Below are 15,379 nucleotides of genomic sequence, written 5' to 3'. Positions count from 1 at the left end.
CAACAGGGACGAATCCACGATGCCTTTTCCGAAACGCTCCGCCTTCCGCGTGCTTTTTCCCGCGATCGCAGCCGCGCTGATGCTGCCGGGGATCGCGCATGCGCAATTTTCGGACAGCTATAATTTCCTGAAGGCGGTGCGCGATTCGAACGCGTCCAAGGCCAATGAATTTCTGAGCGAGCCCGGTTCGCGGATCGTCGACGTCAAGGATCGCGCAACCGGCGAAACCGCGATGCACATCGTCACGCAGCGGCGCGACCTCGGCTGGATGGCGCTGATGCTGAGCAAGGGCGCCAAGCTCGATGTCAGCGACAATAACGGCAACACGCCGCTGATGATCGCGGCGCAGATCGGCTTTGTCGAAGGCGCGCAGCTGCTGGTGACACGGAAGGCACGCGTCGATCTGGCCAATGCCCAGGGCGAAACGCCGCTGATCCGCGCCGTCCAGAACCGCGACCTCCGGATGACCCGCCTGCTGCTTTCCGCGGGCGCCAACCCAGACCGCACCGATACGCTCGCGGGCATGTCGGCGCGCGACTATGCCAAGCGCGACCCGCGCGCGGCGACGGTGCTCAAGCTGATCGAGGACCAGGGCAAGACCAAGCCCGCGCAGGTGATGGGCCCCAATTAAGGGGCGCTCGCTGCTCACCCGCCTTCGGGGATCACCAGATCGGGGTCGAGCGTGCCCAGCAACCGGGCGGCCGCGCGGCGCGCGAAGCGCAGCGTCTCGGCCTTGCGACGCGCGCCGGGCAACGCCGTCGAGCGCGCCTCGCGCAATATCGCGCCCGCGTAGCGATCGGCGACAATCACGCCCGTCCGCTCGGGCTGGAAGAATTCGGTGTCGAGCGGCGACGTGTCGAATCCGGGCGGAACCGCCCAGAAGAAGCGGTCGCAATACTCAAGATAGTCGGGCCATTTCATGTCGCCGAGCAGGTCGCTGCGCGCGATCTTGACCTCGACGATCGTCACGCGCCCCGCTGCGTCGAGCGCCATGATATCGGCGCGACGGCCATTGCCCAGCGGCACCTCGGAAAGCGCGACCATGTCGTGCTGGATGAACAGCCGTGCGACCCCGCGGCATACTTCGGCGGCGGTAACCGTCGGGACTGGGAGCGGACGATCCATGCCCCGCTATAGAACGAAAAAGGAACAAATGAAAAGGGGCGCCGCACCGGGTGCCGCGCCCCTTCATCCGCTCGCGGATTGCGATCAGCGGTAGAAGACGTGGTTGCCGATCGTCGCGACGCGCTTGAGCTTCCACCGCGGCGAAACACGCGTGGCATGGAAGAAGAGCGCGTCCTGCGCGGGGCTCTCCCAGCTGTCGTCCATCGCGACACGCGCAACCGCGACGGCTTCCTGCCAGTCGGTGCTGTTGCGGTTGATCGCGGGCATGCGCCCGCCGCGAACGAAGGAGAACTGGCTCCGCTGATAGACGACGCCGCAGATCGTGCCGGGGAACCGGCCCGATTCGGAGCGGTTGATGACGACCTCGGCCACGGCGTGCTGACCCTCGAGCGATTCGCTCTTGGCCTCGAAATAGATCGCGCCGGCGAGGCATTCCTCCTCGCGGTTCAGCGCAGCTTCGGTGTCCTCGGCGTCGACGGCTTCGCGCAGCGAAGCGAATTTGCGGGTGGGCTCGACGGCCTCGGGCGCGGAGACGTCCGCAGAGACCGGAACCTGCGCCGTTGACGGCGCGCTGATGATGGCGGGATCGGAGAGCGTGGTCTCCGAGGGCGTCGGCAAGGAAGCATCCGCCGCCGAAGCGAAGGAAGGCGCGGCCTCGACAGCCGCAGCGAAAACGCAAAAAGCCACAGCCGCAAGCGATGCGGCGCGTAACACAGGACTCATCAAACCAGATCAGATTGCGGTTGGCTGATCGAAACGCAGAATGCCAACTACTCCGGCACCCCTGATCGCCCCCCGACTGCGCTGCCGTATTCCCCCTTTTCCTTTTGGAAACGGCCTGACGCGTTGGTGCTGCATGGCATTTGTTATCGCAACGCAACAGTGTCAACCTTGCTAAATCGTTTCAGCGGCGAACCGTTCAGCCTGCGCGATATCCAGTTCAACGATCCACAGATCCGGGTCGCGATCGCGCCGGCGCTCCAGATAGTCCTGAATTTGCTGGGGATCCTCCGGCACATTCGGGCCGCAAGCCGTCCAGACATAATTGCCGTCGAGGTCGAGCGTGCGTTCGAGCAGTTGCCCGACACGTCCCTTTTCGGCGCAGGCGATGACGACAGCACCGCCGCCGCGGTCGCCGCGCGCGAGTACCATCGCGTGGCCGCCCGCGCCTTCGACGCGGCGGATCAATGCCGATACCATCATTTCGCTTGAAAGCCGCGCGGTCACCCGGGCGGCGTCCCCGCATAGCCGGGAAGCGACGCAAGCGGGATCCGCGAGCGCATGAAGGTGCCCGTGCCGCGCGCCACCTCTTCGCCCTCGGCATCGATCAGCCGCGCGTCGGCGACATAAACGCGGCGCTTGCCGCTGATCCAGCGCCCCTCGGCGGTGATCGGTCCAGTCTTGATCGGCCGCGTGAAGAGCAGGTTGAAGGCGGTGGTCAGCAGGAAGGAGTCGGTAACGAGGCTGTTTGCGGCATAGAAGGCCGCATCGTCGAGCATCTTGAAATAGGCGGTGCCGTGGACCGCGCCCGCTGCATGATAATATTGCCCGCCCACCTCGAAGCGGATGCGCGCAAGCCCCGCCTCGGGAATTTCGAGCGACGAGGCGAACAGCCGGTTGATCGGCGCGCTGCCATAGAGCGATTCAAGCGCGCGGAAATGGGCCTTCTCGCCCGAGGGCGGGGTAGCCCCGACCGGGTCAGGCGGCATCACGGGCTTCGGCGTCGGCAAGCAGCGCATAAAGCGCGTCCTGCGAGCCCGCACCGCGCAGCTTGGCAAGGAAGGGGCGGTCCCTGAGCGCCCGGCTGACGCGCGCCAGCGCCTTCAGATGCTCGGCGCCCGCATCGGTGGGCGAGAGCAGCATGAAGACGATATCGACGGGCATGTCGTCGATCGCCTGGAAGTCGATCGGCTCGGCAAGCCGCGCAAAGACGCCGACGACGCGCTCAAGCCCCTCGATCTTGCCGTGCGGAATCGCCACGCCGCCGCCGAATCCCGTCGAACCGAGCCGTTCCCGCTCGCCGAGCCGCTCGATCACGAGCCGCGACTCGAGTCCGGTTTCGCGCTCGGCGATCGTGGCGAGTTGCTGGAAAAGTGCCTTCTTGGCCGTGACCGGCAGCCCGGCGACGATCGCGTCGGGCGTAAGGATATCACTGAAATCGCTCATAAAATACCCGTACCGGCGGAAAACGGTCCGCCGCTGACCCCCTTGAAAATACGTCTGTTACGGCCCCGCTCGAACCATCTCAGGAAGCAGCGCGTTGCGGCTCTACCCAGCCGATGGTGCCATCGTCGCGGCGATAGACCATATTATACGCGCCCGTGCCACTGTTTTTGAACAGCAGCGCATTGGTGTTCCTGAGATCGAGCATCATCACCGCGTCCGAAACGCTGGCATCGGGAACGTCGACGCGCGTTTCCGCAATGATCAGCGCATTTTCCTCGACATCCTCCTCCCCTTCGAGCGCGGTGAACACGGTATAGCCCGCATCGCCGTTGAGCGCCTGAAGCTCGGCATAGGCTGCGGCCTGTTGTGCGATCGCTCGATCCTTCAGGCGGCGCTTGTGCCGGCGAAGCTGGGTTTCGATCCGGTCGGCGGCACCATCAAAGGCGGGGTGCGCCTCCTGCCCCGTCGCCGAGCCCTTGAGGATCACGCCCTGCATGACATGCGCGACGATATCGCAGCGGAAACCATAGTCGTGCGGTCCCTTGCCAAAGGTGACCTGGGCCGAAAGAGCGCGCGAGAAATACTTGTCCGCGATCGCGTTCAGACGTTCCGAAACATGCGCCTTGAGCGCATCGCCGGTGTCGACCTGATGCCCGGAAACACGGATATCCATGGTTATTTCTCCATTGCTGTACGCTCCGCATCTGGGATGCGGCACCCCTGGCGTCAACCGGCGGCCAGCCCTTCGGACCAGAGCGGATCGGTGAGCCGACTGACGAATTCGGTGTGTCGTCGAAGCTCCTCTTCACTGGCGGCGTGGGGCCGCGCGGGGCGGGCGACTCGCGTGACCGCAACACTGGTCCGCGACTCGACCTTGATCGTGATTTCCTCGTGCCCGGCGAGCATCAAGCCGATCTGGCGCCCGCCAGTCAGCTCGACATAGAGCTGCGCCAGCAGCTGCGCATCAAGCAGCGCGCCGTGGAGCACGCGGTGACTGCGATCGATGCCGTAGCGCGTACACAGGGCATCGAGGCTGTGCTTGGCACCGGGATGCCTGGTACGCGCGATCGCCAGCGTGTCGGTCATCCGCGTGGACGCCACGATTGGTCGGCCGCATTGGCCAAGCTCATGATTGAGGAAGGAAAAGTCGAACTGGGCATTATGCGCGACGAGCGGATCCTCTCCGAGGAATTCGAGCAGCTCCTCGACCTTGTCGGCGAAGAGCGGCTTGTCCGAGAGGAAAGCGTCCGAAAGGCCATGCACCGCCTGCGCCTCGCTCGGCATGCTGCGTTCGGGGTTGAAATAGGCGTGGAAGACACGGCCTGTTTCGACCCGGTTGATCAGCTCGACGCACCCGATCTCGACCAGCCTGTCCCCGTTCTGGGCGCTCAATCCGGTCGTTTCAGTGTCGAAAACAATCTCGCGCATTTCAGGAACCACTATCGGCGCAGTTGTGCGCGGAGGCAAGTGACCAGATGCCGAATCTGCATCCGCGTCTCGTGCTTACGCACCCCAGTGTCGATGATGACGTCGGCGCGCCGCCGCTTGACATGGTCGGGGGTCTGCAGTCGAACGATGCGTCGGAACTTCTCGGCGGTCATCCCCGGCCGGGCCAGCACGCGACGGCGCTGCATCCAGCAAGGTGCCGAGGCGACGACGATCAGGTCGACCTGCGCCGCGCCGCCCTTTTCGAAGAGCAGCGGAATGTCGAGCACGACCAGCGGCCGCGACCGGTTGCGTCGCAGGAATTCGCGTCGTTCGTCGGCGACCGCAGGGTGAACGATCTTCTCGAGCGCGGCGAGCGCGCGCGGATTGCCGAACACCGCCTTGCCGATCGCCGCGCGGTCGATGCCGCCCGGCCCGGTGCTTCCGGGAAACAGCGCCTCGATCGGCCCGAGCAACCGGCCGCCCGGCCCCTGCAGCCTGTGGACCGCGGCGTCGGCGTCGAAAACCGGGACGTGCTCAGCCGCGAACATCTTCGCCACCGCGGACTTGCCCATGCCGATCGATCCTGTGAGCCCGATCACCATCATCTGAGCAGCAGCTCGCGAAGCTCGTCATCGTGCTGACGCGGCGGTTCGGCATCGAAGAACAGCTCGAAGGCGACCGCGGCCTGGCCGACGAGCATCTCGAGCCCGTCGATCGTTTCGAGCCCGCGTGCTTCGGCCGCGGCGATCAAGGGCGTGATGAGCGGCGAATAGACGATATCATAGACAATGCAATCGTCGCGCTGCCCCGAAAGGTCGGGCGCAAAGGGCGGCGATCCGACCATGCCGAGCGTGCTCGCATTGACGATCAGAGCAGCCGCGGGCAGCGGCGCATCGAGTCCGACGACCTTGCCCTTCAGCCCGAATTTCGCGAGCAGCGCCGCTGCAGGCAGCGCGCTACGATTCATGATCGTGACCTCGCCCACCGCGCAGCGCGACAGCGCGAACAGCACCGCGCGCGCCGCGCCCCCCGCGCCAACCACCACGACCTTCCTGTCGACCAGATCGAGATCCGCGATGGGCCCGAAAAAGCCCGCAGCATCGGTGTTGGTGCCGATCAGCGTGCCGTCGGGTTCTCGTATGATCGTGTTCATCGCACCGATGCTGTCGCCGACGCCGCCGCGATCGACGACGAAGTCGAGCACCGCCTGCTTGTGGGGCGCTGTGACATTGCAGCCGCGCCAGCGCGCATCGTTGCGGCGGCTGTCGAAGAATGCCGCGAGACCCTCCCTTGTCACGTGCGTCTTGTGATATTCCCCGGCAAGGTCGAGCTTTTCCAGCCAGAATCCGTGGATCAGCGGCGACTTGGATTGCGCGATCGGATCGCCGATCACCTCGGCATAGGGCAGGGTCATGACGTCAGCAGTCCTCGCGTCCTCAGATAGTCGAGCAGCGGCAATAGCGGCAGCCCGAGGATCGTGAAATGGCTGCCCTCTATCCGCGAAAAGAGCTGCGCGCCGCGCCCCTCGACGCGATAGCACCCCACCGAGCCCGCGATCGCATCAAATTCGGCATCGAGATACTCCTCGATAAAGGCCTCGGACAGCGGACGCACCGAGAGCTTCGCGCGATCGACATGACGCCAAATCGCGCGGCCATTCTCGGCGATCACTGCAGCGCTGAACAGGCTGTGCGTGCGGCCCGAAAGCTGACGGAGCTGATCGGCGGCGGTGGCGCGGTCAGCGGCCTTGTCGAGCATGATGCCGTCGTCGAGCGCGAGCGTCTGGTCGGAGCCGAGCACGAGTGCACCGGGGATTCGCTGCGACAGGCGGAGTGCCTTCAGTTCGGCGAGCGCATCGGCAAGATCGCGCGCGGAGATTCCCTGCGCACGCAGGCTCTCCTTCGCCGTTTCCTCGTCCACCCCCGGCGTCATGGCGTCGAACGCGAGCCCCGCAGCCTCGAGCATCGCGCGGCGCGTGCTGCTCTGCGAAGCAAGGACGAGGCTCATCTAATCGGGCTCATATCACGGGTGTCCCCGCATTGCGTTCATTGACGAGGTTGATGATCGCGGCCGCGGTTTCCTCGATCGAACGACGCGTCACGTCGATCACCGGCCAGCCATTGTCGGCGAATATCCGCCGCGCAAAGGCGACCTCGCGCGTCACCGCCTCCTGATCGACATAATCGGTCTCGGGCGCCTGGTTGAGCGAGAGCAGCCGGTTGCGGCGGACCTGGATCAGCCGATCGGCGCTGGTGGTGAGGCCGACGACGAGCGGATGCCGCAATTCGTAAAGCTGTGGCGGGGGCGGCGATTCGACGACGATGGGAACATTGGCGGTCTTATAGCCGCGATTGGCGAGATAGATCGATGTCGGCGTCTTGGAACAGCGCGAAACGCCCGCGAGCACGATATCGGCCTCCTCCCAGTTGTCGGGATTGACGCCGTCGTCGTGCGCAATGGTGAACTGGATCGCGTCGACGCGCGCGAAATAGGCGGCGTCAAGCGTATGCTGCCGCCCGGGACGCGCCTTGGCCTCCTGTCCGAGCAGGTTCGAGAGCGCGTCGGTGACGGGATCAAGTGCGGCCACCATCGGCAGCCCGAGCGCGCGGCAGCGTGTCTCGAGCTTGCGACGGATCTCGTGGTTGACGAGCGTGAACAGCACCAATCCGGGATTCTGTGCGATGTCGATCAGAATGCGGTCGAGATGTCCTTCGGATCGCACCATCGGCCAGAAATGCTTTATCGTCTCGACGCCGTCATATTGCGCGAGCGCCGCTTTCGCGATGTTCTCGAGCGTTTCGCCCGTGGAATCGGACAGGAGGTGGAGGTGCAGCCGCGTCATGCGCACATCTTTGTGGATAAGTGCGGGAATTTTCCAGCAAAAGCCGTCGTCTCGATGCGAATGACCGATTCCTCCCCGTTGCCCCGGATTCCGTCCACAGCCTTTCCCCAGTCACCCGCGCCACGCACCCGGGCTGTGGATAACGGGGATGACGGAATCGAATCCCGGCGAGTCCGCGGGGGTTTGAGAGTCAAGCTGTTGGCAAATCCGACAGCCAAGGATAAGCCCCGCTTTCCGACCGACCATCAACTACCACAATCCTTCTTCGAAGGACTCTTGGAAGGTAGAGGGGACCTGCCCTGTCCGATCCGACTCCCGAATTCCGCCCGCTCCTCGCAGTACTCCGTGGCGAGCGTCAGCCCGTGCCGCCCGTCTGGCTCATGCGCCAGGCCGGCCGCTATCTCCCTGAATATCGCGCACTAAGGGCAGAGAAGGGCGGATTCCTCGAACTCGTCAACGACAGCGAAGCGGCGGCCGAGATCACGCTGCAGCCAATTCACCGTTTCGGCTTCGACGGCGCGATCCTGTTCTCGGACATACTCGTGATTCCGCACGCGCTGGGCCAGGATCTGCGCTTTGAGGCGGGCGAGGGGCCGCGACTCTCGCCACCGCTCGTCGATCATGCGCTTGCGGGGTTGTCGGCAACACCCGAACGCCTGGCGCCCGTCTACGAGACCGTCCGCCGGGTCCGTGCCGGCCTGCCCACGTCAACCACCTTTCTGGGCTTTGTGGGCAGCCCTTGGACCGTCGCCACCTATATGGTGGCAGGGCAGGGCAGCCGCGAGCAGGGCGAGACGCGCCGCTATGCCTATCGTGATCCCGCGGCCTTCCAGGCAATCATTGACGCAATCATCGATTCGACGGTTGACTATCTTTCGGGACAGATCGAGGCCGGCGTCGATGCGGTCCAGCTTTTCGACAGCTGGTCGGGCAGCCTTTCACCCGCACAGTTCGAGCGCTGGGTGATCGCGCCGACGATCCGTATCGTCGAAGCGGTCAAGGCGCGCCATCCCGACACGCCCGTGATCGGCTTTCCGAAGGGCGCGGGCGGCAAGCTCATCGCCTATGCGCGCGAGACGGGCGTCGATGCGATCGGGCTCGACGAGACGGTTGATCCAGCCTGGGCTGCGGCCTATCTGCCTGAGAACATGCCGGTTCAGGGGAATCTCGATCCGTTGGCGCTGATCGCCGGGGGCGCCGCGCTTGAGGACGCGGTCGCCCGGATCCTTGGCAGCTTCGGGGATCGTCCCCATATCTTCAATCTGGGCCACGGAATCCTGCCTGACACGCCGATCGCGCATGTCGAGCAATTGCTGGCCCTGGTCCGTGGGGGCGCCTGATGGAAGGATTTCTGGGGGCCGCCTGGCTCTGGGTGAAGGCGGCGCACATCATCTTCGTCATCTTCTGGATGGCGGGCATGTTCATGCTGCCGCGCTTCTTCATCTATCATCAGCAGACCGCGCCCGGATCGGCCGAGGACAAGGCGTGGATCGAGCGCGAGACGCGGCTGCGCAATATCATCCTGACGCCGACGATCGGCATCGTCTGGCTGCTCGGGCTGGTCCTCGCGGTCAATACGGGTGCCTTCTCACAGGGGTGGTTCCACGCCAAGCTGGCGATCGTCTTCGCCTTCAGCGGCTATCATGGCTGGATGGTCGGCTATTCGAAGAAGCTCGCACGCGGCGAACGCACGCTTTCGAACAAGGCGCTGCGGATTGCGAACGAGATTCCCGGAATCGTCGCGGCGCTCGTCGTGATCCTTGCGGTGGTGCGGCCCTTCTAGCACGGTCATTTACGTGGCGAATCTGCGTAAACGACCCAGTTGACTTGGGCCGGAGCGCCGCTTAACGCCTGTGCATCCACCTTTTGCCGTCCGCGCAAGAGCCTGCATCCAGTATCGCTTCCCGCCGTTACGGACCGCCCACCAACGTCAAGACTCCATCCGGAATCCCATATGCATCTGAAAGAACTCAAGAAAAAATCGCCTGCCGAATTGGTCGAAATGGCCGAAGAGCTGGGCGTCGAGGGCGCGTCGACTCTGCGCAAGCAGGACCTGCTGTTCGCGATCCTCAAGGTGGAAGCGGAAAACGGTACCCAGATCATGGGCATGGGCACGATCGAGGTGCTCCAGGACGGCTTCGGCTTCCTGCGCAGCCCCGAGGCCAATTACCTCGCCGGCCCCGACGACATCTATGTCTCGCCCAACCAGGTCCGCAAATTCGGTCTCCGCACCGGCGACACGGTCGAGGGCGAGATCCGCGGTCCCAAGGACGGCGAGCGCTATTTCGCGCTGACCAAGCTCGTCTCGGTCAATTTCGACGATCCCGAGGCGGTCCGCCACCGCGTCAATTTCGACAATTTGACTCCGCTCTATCCGGAGCAGAAGCTGACGCTCGACACGCTCGACCCGACGGTCAAGGACAAGTCGGCCCGCGTCATCGACATCGTCGCGCCGCAGGGCAAGGGCCAGCGCGCGCTGATCGTCGCGCCGCCACGCGTCGGCAAGACCGTGTTGCTCCAGAACATCGCCAAGGCGATCACGGACAATCATCCCGAGGTCTTCCTGATCGTGCTGCTCATCGACGAGCGCCCCGAGGAAGTCACCGACATGCAGCGCTCGGTGAAGGGCGAGGTGATCTCCTCGACCTTTGACGAGCCCGCCTCGCGCCACGTCCAGGTCGCCGAGATGGTGATCGAAAAGGCCAAGCGCCTTGTCGAGCACAAGAAGGACGTCGTCATCCTGCTCGACTCGATCACGCGCCTCGGTCGCGCCTACAACACCGTGGTGCCCAGCTCGGGCAAGGTGCTGACGGGCGGCGTCGACGCCAATGCGCTCCAGCGTCCCAAGCGCTTCTTCGGCGCCGCGCGCAACATCGAGGAGGGTGGCTCGCTCTCGATCATCGCCACCGCGCTGATCGACACGGGCAGCCGCATGGACGAGGTCATCTTCGAGGAATTCAAGGGCACGGGTAACTCGGAAATCGTGCTCGACCGCAAGGTCGCCGACAAGCGCGTCTTCCCCGCGCTCGACGTGGGCAAGTCGGGCACGCGCAAGGAAGAGCTGCTCGTCGAGAAGAGCAAGCTGTCCAAGATGTGGGTGCTGCGCCGCATCCTCATGCAGATGGGCACCGTCGACGCGATGGAATTCCTGCTCGACAAGATGAAGGACTCGAAGACAAACGAGGATTTCTTCGAATCGATGAACCAGTAAGCGGGCAGGGGCGTTCGGGATATCATGTTGGAAATTATCGCACTTTCCGCGGCTGCGGCGCAGGCGATGGGATCACCCGCGGATATCTGGGCCAATATCGTCCATGATTTCTCCAACCTCGATTCACCCTCGGCGCTCGCTGCATTCACGCAGGTTCTGCTGATCGACATTGTCCTCGCGGGCGACAACGCGATCGTCGTGGGTGCGCTCGCGGCAGGCCTGCCGGCCCAGCAGCGCCAGCGCGTGATCATGATCGGCATTCTTGCCGCACTCGTGCTGCGCATCGCGTTCGCGCTCGTTGTCAGCTGGCTGCTCGGCATCATCGGGCTGATCTTCGCGGGTGGCCTGCTGCTGCTCTGGGTGGCGTGGAAGATGTATCGCGAGCTGCATCCTGCCGATGGCAGCCCGGGCTCGCCCGAGGTCCATGGCGACGAACATAGCGGCATCCGCCCCGCCAAGAGCTTTGCGGGCGCCGCCTGGGCGGTCGCGCTGGCCGACGTGTCGATGAGCCTCGACAATGTGCTCGCCGTCGCAGGCGCCGCACGCGCACATCCCGGCATCCTAATCATCGGGCTGATCCTGTCGGTCGCGCTGATGGGTGTCGCGGCGAACATCATCGCCAAATATATCGAGCGCTATCGCTGGATCGCCTATGTCGGCCTTGTCGTGATCGTCTATGTCGCAGGCAAGATGATCTATGACGGGCTCATCGATCCCAATGTGGGCGTACTCAAGCTGTTCGGCTGAGCCGGCAGCGCACAGTATCCTGGCAGATTTCTGAGGGCCCCGACCAAAATCGGGGCCCTTATGCGCTCAGGGAACCAGCACCGTCGAACCGGTGGTCTGCCGCGCCTCGAGCGCGCGGTGTGCCTCGGCTGCTTCCGCAAGCGCAAAGCGCTGGCCGATGTCGATCTTTACTGCACTGCTCGCGATCAACGCGAAGAGCTTCTCCGCGCCTTGGCGCCGCTCGTTGGGGTCGACAACGAAATCGCCGAGCGTGGGGCGGGTGAGTAGAAGCGAACCGCGCCGGCTGAGCTCGAGCGGCGCTATGAGGGGCACGGGACCACTGGCATTGCCGTAGGTCACCATGATTCCTCGCCGCGCGAGCGAATCGAGCGAGGCGGTCCAGCTGTCCTTGCCCACCCCGTCAAGCACCGCCGCTGCGCCGGCGCCGCCGGTGAGCCTACGAACCTCGGCGGCGAGATCGTCGAAGGGCGTGGACAGCGCATGATCGGCACCGAGGTCGCGTGCCCGTTCCGCTTTTTCGGGGCTGCCTGCATGCGCGATTGCGACCGCACCGATCGCCTTCAACCATTGCACCGCGATGCTGCCGACGCCGCCCGCGGCGGCATGGACGAGCACTGCCTGCCCCCTGGCCACCCGCGCGCATTTCTCGATCAGCATCCACGTGGTGAGGCCCTTGAGCAGCGCAGCGGCGGCGGTGTCGTCACTGATCGTGTCGGGCAGTGCGACCAGCGTGCCGGCCCCGGCGAGCGTATGCGTGGCATAGGTGCCGTCGGGCGCGAAGAGGTAGCCGACCCGGTCTCCGGGAGCCCAGCCCGCCACATCGGGCCCGACGGCGTCGATGACGCCCGCCGCCTCGCGTCCAAGGCCTGCAGGATAGGGAAGCGGATAGAGGCCGGTGCGGTGATAGACGTCGATGAAGTTGAGCCCGATCGCGATGTTGCGCACGCGGACCTGGCCGGCGCCCGGCTCGGGCAATGTCGTCAGGTCCTCGCGCACGATCGCCTCGGGCCCGCCAGGCGCCCGGACGATCATTCGGAAGGCGGTGTTCATGCCAGGTTCTTGGCGAAGAATTCGGCGGTGCGGCGATCCGCGAGCTGCGCGCCTTCCTCGTTGCGCCGGGCGCCCGTCTGCGTGGCGAAACCATGATCGAGCCCGGGATAGTCGAACAGCGTCACCTTGGGATGGTCGTCGAGACCGTCGTGCATACGCTTCTGGGCAGCGGGGTCGACGAAATGGTCGGCCGTGGGAACGTGCAGTAGCACGGGGTGCGCGATCGCGTGCTTCTCGCCAAGCAGGCCGTCGATCCCGACGCCATAATAGCCGACCGAAGCGTCGATATCGGTGCGCGTCGCAGTCATGAATGCAAGGCGGCCGCCGAGGCAATAACCCGTGCACCCCACCTTCCTGCCGCCGCTCTTGTCACGCGCCCAGCGGATCGCTGCCTCGATGTCCTCGATGCCCTTGTCCTGATCGAACTTGCCAAGCAGGTCGAGCGCTTCCTGGAATTCGGCGGGGACGTCGGGGTCGAGCTCGACGCCGGGACGCAGCCGCCAGAACAGATCGGGCGCGACCGCGAGATAGCCCTGTGACGCCCATTCGTCGCATTTGGCGCGAATGCCGGGATTCAGGCCGAAAATCTCCTGGATGACGACGATTGCGGCGCGCGGAGCACCGTCGGGCTCGGCGACATAGGCCGAGATTTGCGCGTCGTGCTGGAGCGTTTCGATCGAGGTCATGCTGCCCATAATGTCCCTTTCGGATTTCCGGCCTGTTCGTGATTGAGGAGCCACAATTTCGTCCGCGGCCCTTCGCCGCCGCTATAGGCGCCGAGCCGGCCCTGCGCTGCAAGTACACGATGGCAGGGGATGACTATGGGATAGGGATTACGCGCACAGGCCTGACCGATAGCGCGTGCTCCCGTGTCGAGGGTGCGCGCGAGCGCGCCGTAGCTCAGACTCTCGCCATAGGGGATGGCGGCAATGCCATCGCGCAGCGCCTGGCCGCGCCTGGTGGCAGCCGCGACGAGCGGAAGGTCGAAATCGCACAGTCGCCCTTCGAAATATGCGTTGAGCTGCGTGACGGCTTCAAGCAGCGCAGCTGAATCCGGACGCGTCTCGGTGAGCGTGCCGTCGGTCTCGATCGTGATGTTTGCGATTGCTGTGTCGTCGCCGCGGATGGTCACTATGCCAATGGGCGTTGCGATCCGGGCAAGGTCGGGCGCATAAGTCATCGCCGAAGCGTAGCAGGGGGCCGCGCGGCTGCTCAAGCGGAGAACACATGAAGATCAACGTCGAAGTCGATTGCACGCCGGAAGAGGCGCGGCGCTTTCTGGGGCTCCCAGATTTCACGCCCGTGCACGAGAAATATGTCGCGACCATCCTCGAATCGATGGACAAGGGGATCAGCCCCGAACTGCTCGAGGGATTGTTCAAGAGCTGGGCGCCGATGGGTGAGGCCGGCCTCAACATGTGGAGGCAGCTGTTCGACCAGATGGGCAGCGCCCGGAAGTAAATTTCGCTGCGATGACCGACACGATCTACGCGCTTTCGAGCGGCCAGCCCCCCGCGGCGGTTGCCATCATCCGGATCAGCGGGCCAGCTGCGGGGACCACGCTTGACGCATTGGCAGGGCGCCGACCCAAGTCGCGCCGCGCGACTTTGGCGCACCTGGCTGATCCGGCGACAGGTGAGGTCCTCGATCATGCGCTGGTGCTGTGGTTCGAGGGACCAGCGACCGCGACGGGCGAAGATCTGGCCGAGTTGCATCTTCACGGAGGTCGCGCGGTAATCGCACGTGTGCTTCGCGTGCTCGAAGCATTGCCCGGATTGAGGTCCGCCCAGCCCGGCGAGTTCACGCGGCGGGCGTTCGAGAATGGGCGCATGGATCTCGCCGAGGCCGAGGGACTTGCGGACCTGCTCTTCGCCGAAACCGAACTCCAGCGGCTGAGCGCGATCGCGATGGCCGAGGGCGGATTGAGCGCGCGCGTCGGCGAATGGCAGGATCGTCTGCTGATGATTGCGGCGCGGGTGGAGGCGCTGCTCGACTTTGCAGACGAGGGTGATGTCGAGCAAGGCGCCGGGGAAGGCTCCGATCTGATCGCGGCGGTGTCGGCACTTGCCGACGAGATCGCGCATATGCTCGCACGGCCCGCGGGCGAGCGATTGCGCGACGGCATCCGTGTCGCGCTCGCGGGGCCGCCCAATACTGGAAAATCAAGCTTGCTCAATGCATTGGCCGGGCGCGAGGCGGCGATCGTCTCGCATCATGCGGGAACAACGCGCGACCTGATCGAGGTACCGCTGGCGCTGGGCGGGCGCCCCTATGTCTTTGTTGACACCGCGGGGCTGCACGCGGGCACGGGCGACGAGATCGAGGCGATCGGGATGGCGCGCGCGCGTGATGCAATTGCGCGTGCGGACATCATATTGTGGCTCGACGAGACGCAGTCGAGCCCGGATGCAGAACGCTCGATTCTGGTCCATGCGCGCGCCGACATTGCGGGGCGCGAGCAGGCGGCGCCTGGCACACAGGCGGTGTCGGTGGTGACGGGCGAGGGGCTCGACGATCTGATCGCGAACCTTGTGGCGCGGGCCGACGCGCTGTTGCCGCGCCCCGGCGAGCTCGCGCTCAACGCACGCCAGCGCGACTTGCTCACCAAATGCCACTCGGCGCTGCGCGGCGATTCTGACTTGTTGATTCTGGCCGAAAACCTTCGGCTTGCGCGCAGCGCACTTGACCGGCTAACGGGGCGCGCGGGGACCGAGGACATGCTCGACGCGCTGTTCGGGCGCTTCTGCATCGGCAAGTGAGGCGCATGTTCCACGTGGAACATTTTGACTTGGGAGCAACTCTCCCATAGG

The 15,379-nt window shown here is 64.9% G+C and carries 21 protein-coding genes; 7 read left to right on the top strand and 14 right to left on the bottom strand.

Annotated features, from left to right (window positions below):
- Positions 1–19 precede the first annotated feature (19 nt).
- Positions 20–631, top strand: a complete 612-nt coding sequence (locus AC3WJD_RS04680) for an ankyrin repeat domain-containing protein (protein ID WP_492744980.1) — start codon at positions 20–22, stop codon at positions 629–631.
- A 14-nt stretch (positions 632–645) separates the two neighbouring features.
- On the opposite strand, the gene AC3WJD_RS04675 is transcribed toward AC3WJD_RS04680, so the two are convergent.
- From AC3WJD_RS04675 to AC3WJD_RS04625, 11 genes are all read right to left on the bottom strand, one after another.
- Positions 646–1,125 (bottom strand): MmcB family DNA repair protein, encoded by a 480-nt coding sequence (locus AC3WJD_RS04675; protein WP_492744978.1) that lies wholly within the window; start codon positions 1,123–1,125, stop codon positions 646–648.
- Positions 1,126–1,209: 84 nt separating this feature from the next.
- Positions 1,210–1,848, bottom strand: coding sequence for a cell wall hydrolase (locus AC3WJD_RS04670; RefSeq protein WP_492744977.1), 639 nt, complete (start codon positions 1,846–1,848; stop codon positions 1,210–1,212).
- A gap of 171 nt (positions 1,849–2,019) precedes the next feature.
- Positions 2,020–2,352 (bottom strand): DUF1491 family protein, encoded by a 333-nt coding sequence (locus AC3WJD_RS04665; protein WP_492744975.1) that lies wholly within the window; start codon positions 2,350–2,352, stop codon positions 2,020–2,022.
- Complete coding sequence (locus tag AC3WJD_RS04660; protein WP_492745086.1) at positions 2,349–2,834, bottom strand: PaaI family thioesterase; 486 nt, start codon at positions 2,832–2,834, stop codon at positions 2,349–2,351. The genes AC3WJD_RS04665 and AC3WJD_RS04660 overlap by 4 nt, the downstream gene beginning before the upstream one ends.
- The gene (gene ptsN, locus AC3WJD_RS04655; RefSeq protein ID WP_492744973.1) at positions 2,824–3,291 is read right to left on the bottom strand and encodes a PTS IIA-like nitrogen regulatory protein PtsN; all 468 of its coding nucleotides are present in this window, start codon (positions 3,289–3,291) and stop codon (positions 2,824–2,826) included. Before ptsN ends, AC3WJD_RS04660 begins: the two co-directional genes overlap by 11 nt.
- A 79-nt stretch (positions 3,292–3,370) precedes the next feature.
- Positions 3,371–3,964, bottom strand: a complete 594-nt coding sequence (gene hpf / locus AC3WJD_RS04650; RefSeq protein WP_492744972.1) for a ribosome hibernation-promoting factor, HPF/YfiA family — start codon at positions 3,962–3,964, stop codon at positions 3,371–3,373.
- 53 nt (positions 3,965–4,017) lie between these two features.
- The gene (gene dnaQ / locus AC3WJD_RS04645; protein ID WP_492744970.1) at positions 4,018–4,719 is read right to left on the bottom strand and encodes a DNA polymerase III subunit epsilon; all 702 of its coding nucleotides are present in this window, start codon (positions 4,717–4,719) and stop codon (positions 4,018–4,020) included.
- A gap of 11 nt (positions 4,720–4,730) precedes the next feature.
- The gene (gene coaE / locus AC3WJD_RS04640) at positions 4,731–5,324 is read right to left on the bottom strand and encodes a dephospho-CoA kinase (protein ID WP_492744968.1); all 594 of its coding nucleotides are present in this window, start codon (positions 5,322–5,324) and stop codon (positions 4,731–4,733) included.
- Positions 5,321–6,133, bottom strand: a complete 813-nt coding sequence (locus tag AC3WJD_RS04635) for a shikimate dehydrogenase family protein (protein ID WP_492744966.1) — start codon at positions 6,131–6,133, stop codon at positions 5,321–5,323. Before AC3WJD_RS04635 ends, coaE begins: the two co-directional genes overlap by 4 nt.
- Positions 6,130–6,726 carry a Maf family protein gene (locus AC3WJD_RS04630; protein ID WP_492744964.1) on the bottom strand — a complete coding sequence of 199 codons (597 nt, stop codon included), beginning with the start codon at positions 6,724–6,726 and terminating at the stop codon, positions 6,130–6,132. Before AC3WJD_RS04630 ends, AC3WJD_RS04635 begins: the two co-directional genes overlap by 4 nt.
- 10 nt (positions 6,727–6,736) lie before the next feature.
- Positions 6,737–7,561: a pyruvate, water dikinase regulatory protein gene (locus tag AC3WJD_RS04625; RefSeq protein WP_492744962.1), complete on the bottom strand. Its 825-nt coding sequence runs from the start codon at positions 7,559–7,561 to the stop codon at positions 6,737–6,739.
- Between the two features lie 299 nt (positions 7,562–7,860).
- Between AC3WJD_RS04625 and hemE the strand changes: the two genes are divergently transcribed.
- The 4 genes from hemE to AC3WJD_RS04605 all read left to right on the top strand — a co-directional run bounded on the left by hemE (position 7,861) and on the right by AC3WJD_RS04605 (position 11,519).
- A complete protein-coding gene (gene hemE / locus AC3WJD_RS04620; RefSeq protein WP_492745084.1) occupies positions 7,861–8,901 on the top strand; it encodes a uroporphyrinogen decarboxylase in 1,041 nt (346 codons plus the stop codon).
- Positions 8,901–9,344 carry a CopD family protein gene (locus AC3WJD_RS04615; RefSeq protein WP_492744960.1) on the top strand — a complete coding sequence of 148 codons (444 nt, stop codon included), beginning with the start codon at positions 8,901–8,903 and terminating at the stop codon, positions 9,342–9,344. Before hemE ends, AC3WJD_RS04615 begins: the two co-directional genes overlap by 1 nt.
- Positions 9,345–9,515: 171 nt before the next feature.
- Positions 9,516–10,772, top strand: a complete 1,257-nt coding sequence (gene rho / locus AC3WJD_RS04610) for a transcription termination factor Rho (RefSeq protein ID WP_492744959.1) — start codon at positions 9,516–9,518, stop codon at positions 10,770–10,772.
- A gap of 24 nt (positions 10,773–10,796) precedes the next feature.
- Positions 10,797–11,519, top strand: coding sequence for a TerC family protein (locus tag AC3WJD_RS04605; RefSeq protein ID WP_492744957.1), 723 nt, complete (start codon positions 10,797–10,799; stop codon positions 11,517–11,519).
- A gap of 66 nt (positions 11,520–11,585) precedes the next feature.
- Here AC3WJD_RS04605 and AC3WJD_RS04600 read toward each other — a convergent pair whose 3' ends face one another.
- Genes AC3WJD_RS04600 through AC3WJD_RS04590 form a run of 3 tightly spaced genes read right to left on the bottom strand, consistent with a single transcriptional unit; the run spans position 11,586 to position 13,749 of the window.
- Positions 11,586–12,569: a quinone oxidoreductase family protein gene (locus AC3WJD_RS04600; RefSeq protein WP_492744956.1), complete on the bottom strand. Its 984-nt coding sequence runs from the start codon at positions 12,567–12,569 to the stop codon at positions 11,586–11,588.
- Positions 12,566–13,264 (bottom strand): dienelactone hydrolase family protein, encoded by a 699-nt coding sequence (locus AC3WJD_RS04595; protein WP_492744954.1) that lies wholly within the window; start codon positions 13,262–13,264, stop codon positions 12,566–12,568. Before AC3WJD_RS04595 ends, AC3WJD_RS04600 begins: the two co-directional genes overlap by 4 nt.
- Positions 13,252–13,749, bottom strand: coding sequence for a methylated-DNA--[protein]-cysteine S-methyltransferase (locus AC3WJD_RS04590; protein ID WP_492744953.1), 498 nt, complete (start codon positions 13,747–13,749; stop codon positions 13,252–13,254). The genes AC3WJD_RS04595 and AC3WJD_RS04590 overlap by 13 nt, the downstream gene beginning before the upstream one ends.
- Positions 13,750–13,796: 47 nt before the next feature.
- Here AC3WJD_RS04590 and AC3WJD_RS04585 point away from each other — a divergent pair, with 47 nt between their 5' ends.
- Both AC3WJD_RS04585 and mnmE read left to right on the top strand, forming a co-directional pair.
- Entirely contained in the window at positions 13,797–14,030 is a 234-nt protein-coding gene (locus AC3WJD_RS04585; RefSeq protein ID WP_492744951.1) for a DUF6489 family protein, read from the top strand.
- A gap of 11 nt (positions 14,031–14,041) precedes the next feature.
- Complete coding sequence (gene mnmE, locus AC3WJD_RS04580; RefSeq protein WP_492744950.1) at positions 14,042–15,328, top strand: tRNA uridine-5-carboxymethylaminomethyl(34) synthesis GTPase MnmE; 1,287 nt, start codon at positions 14,042–14,044, stop codon at positions 15,326–15,328.
- Positions 15,329–15,379: the final 51 nt, after the last annotated feature.

The sequence above is a fragment of the Sphingobium sp. FW306-1B-F04DB genome, assembly GCF_058781925.1.
Note: the sequence above shows the minus strand (reverse complement) of the source record. Positions and strands in the feature narration are given on the sequence as shown.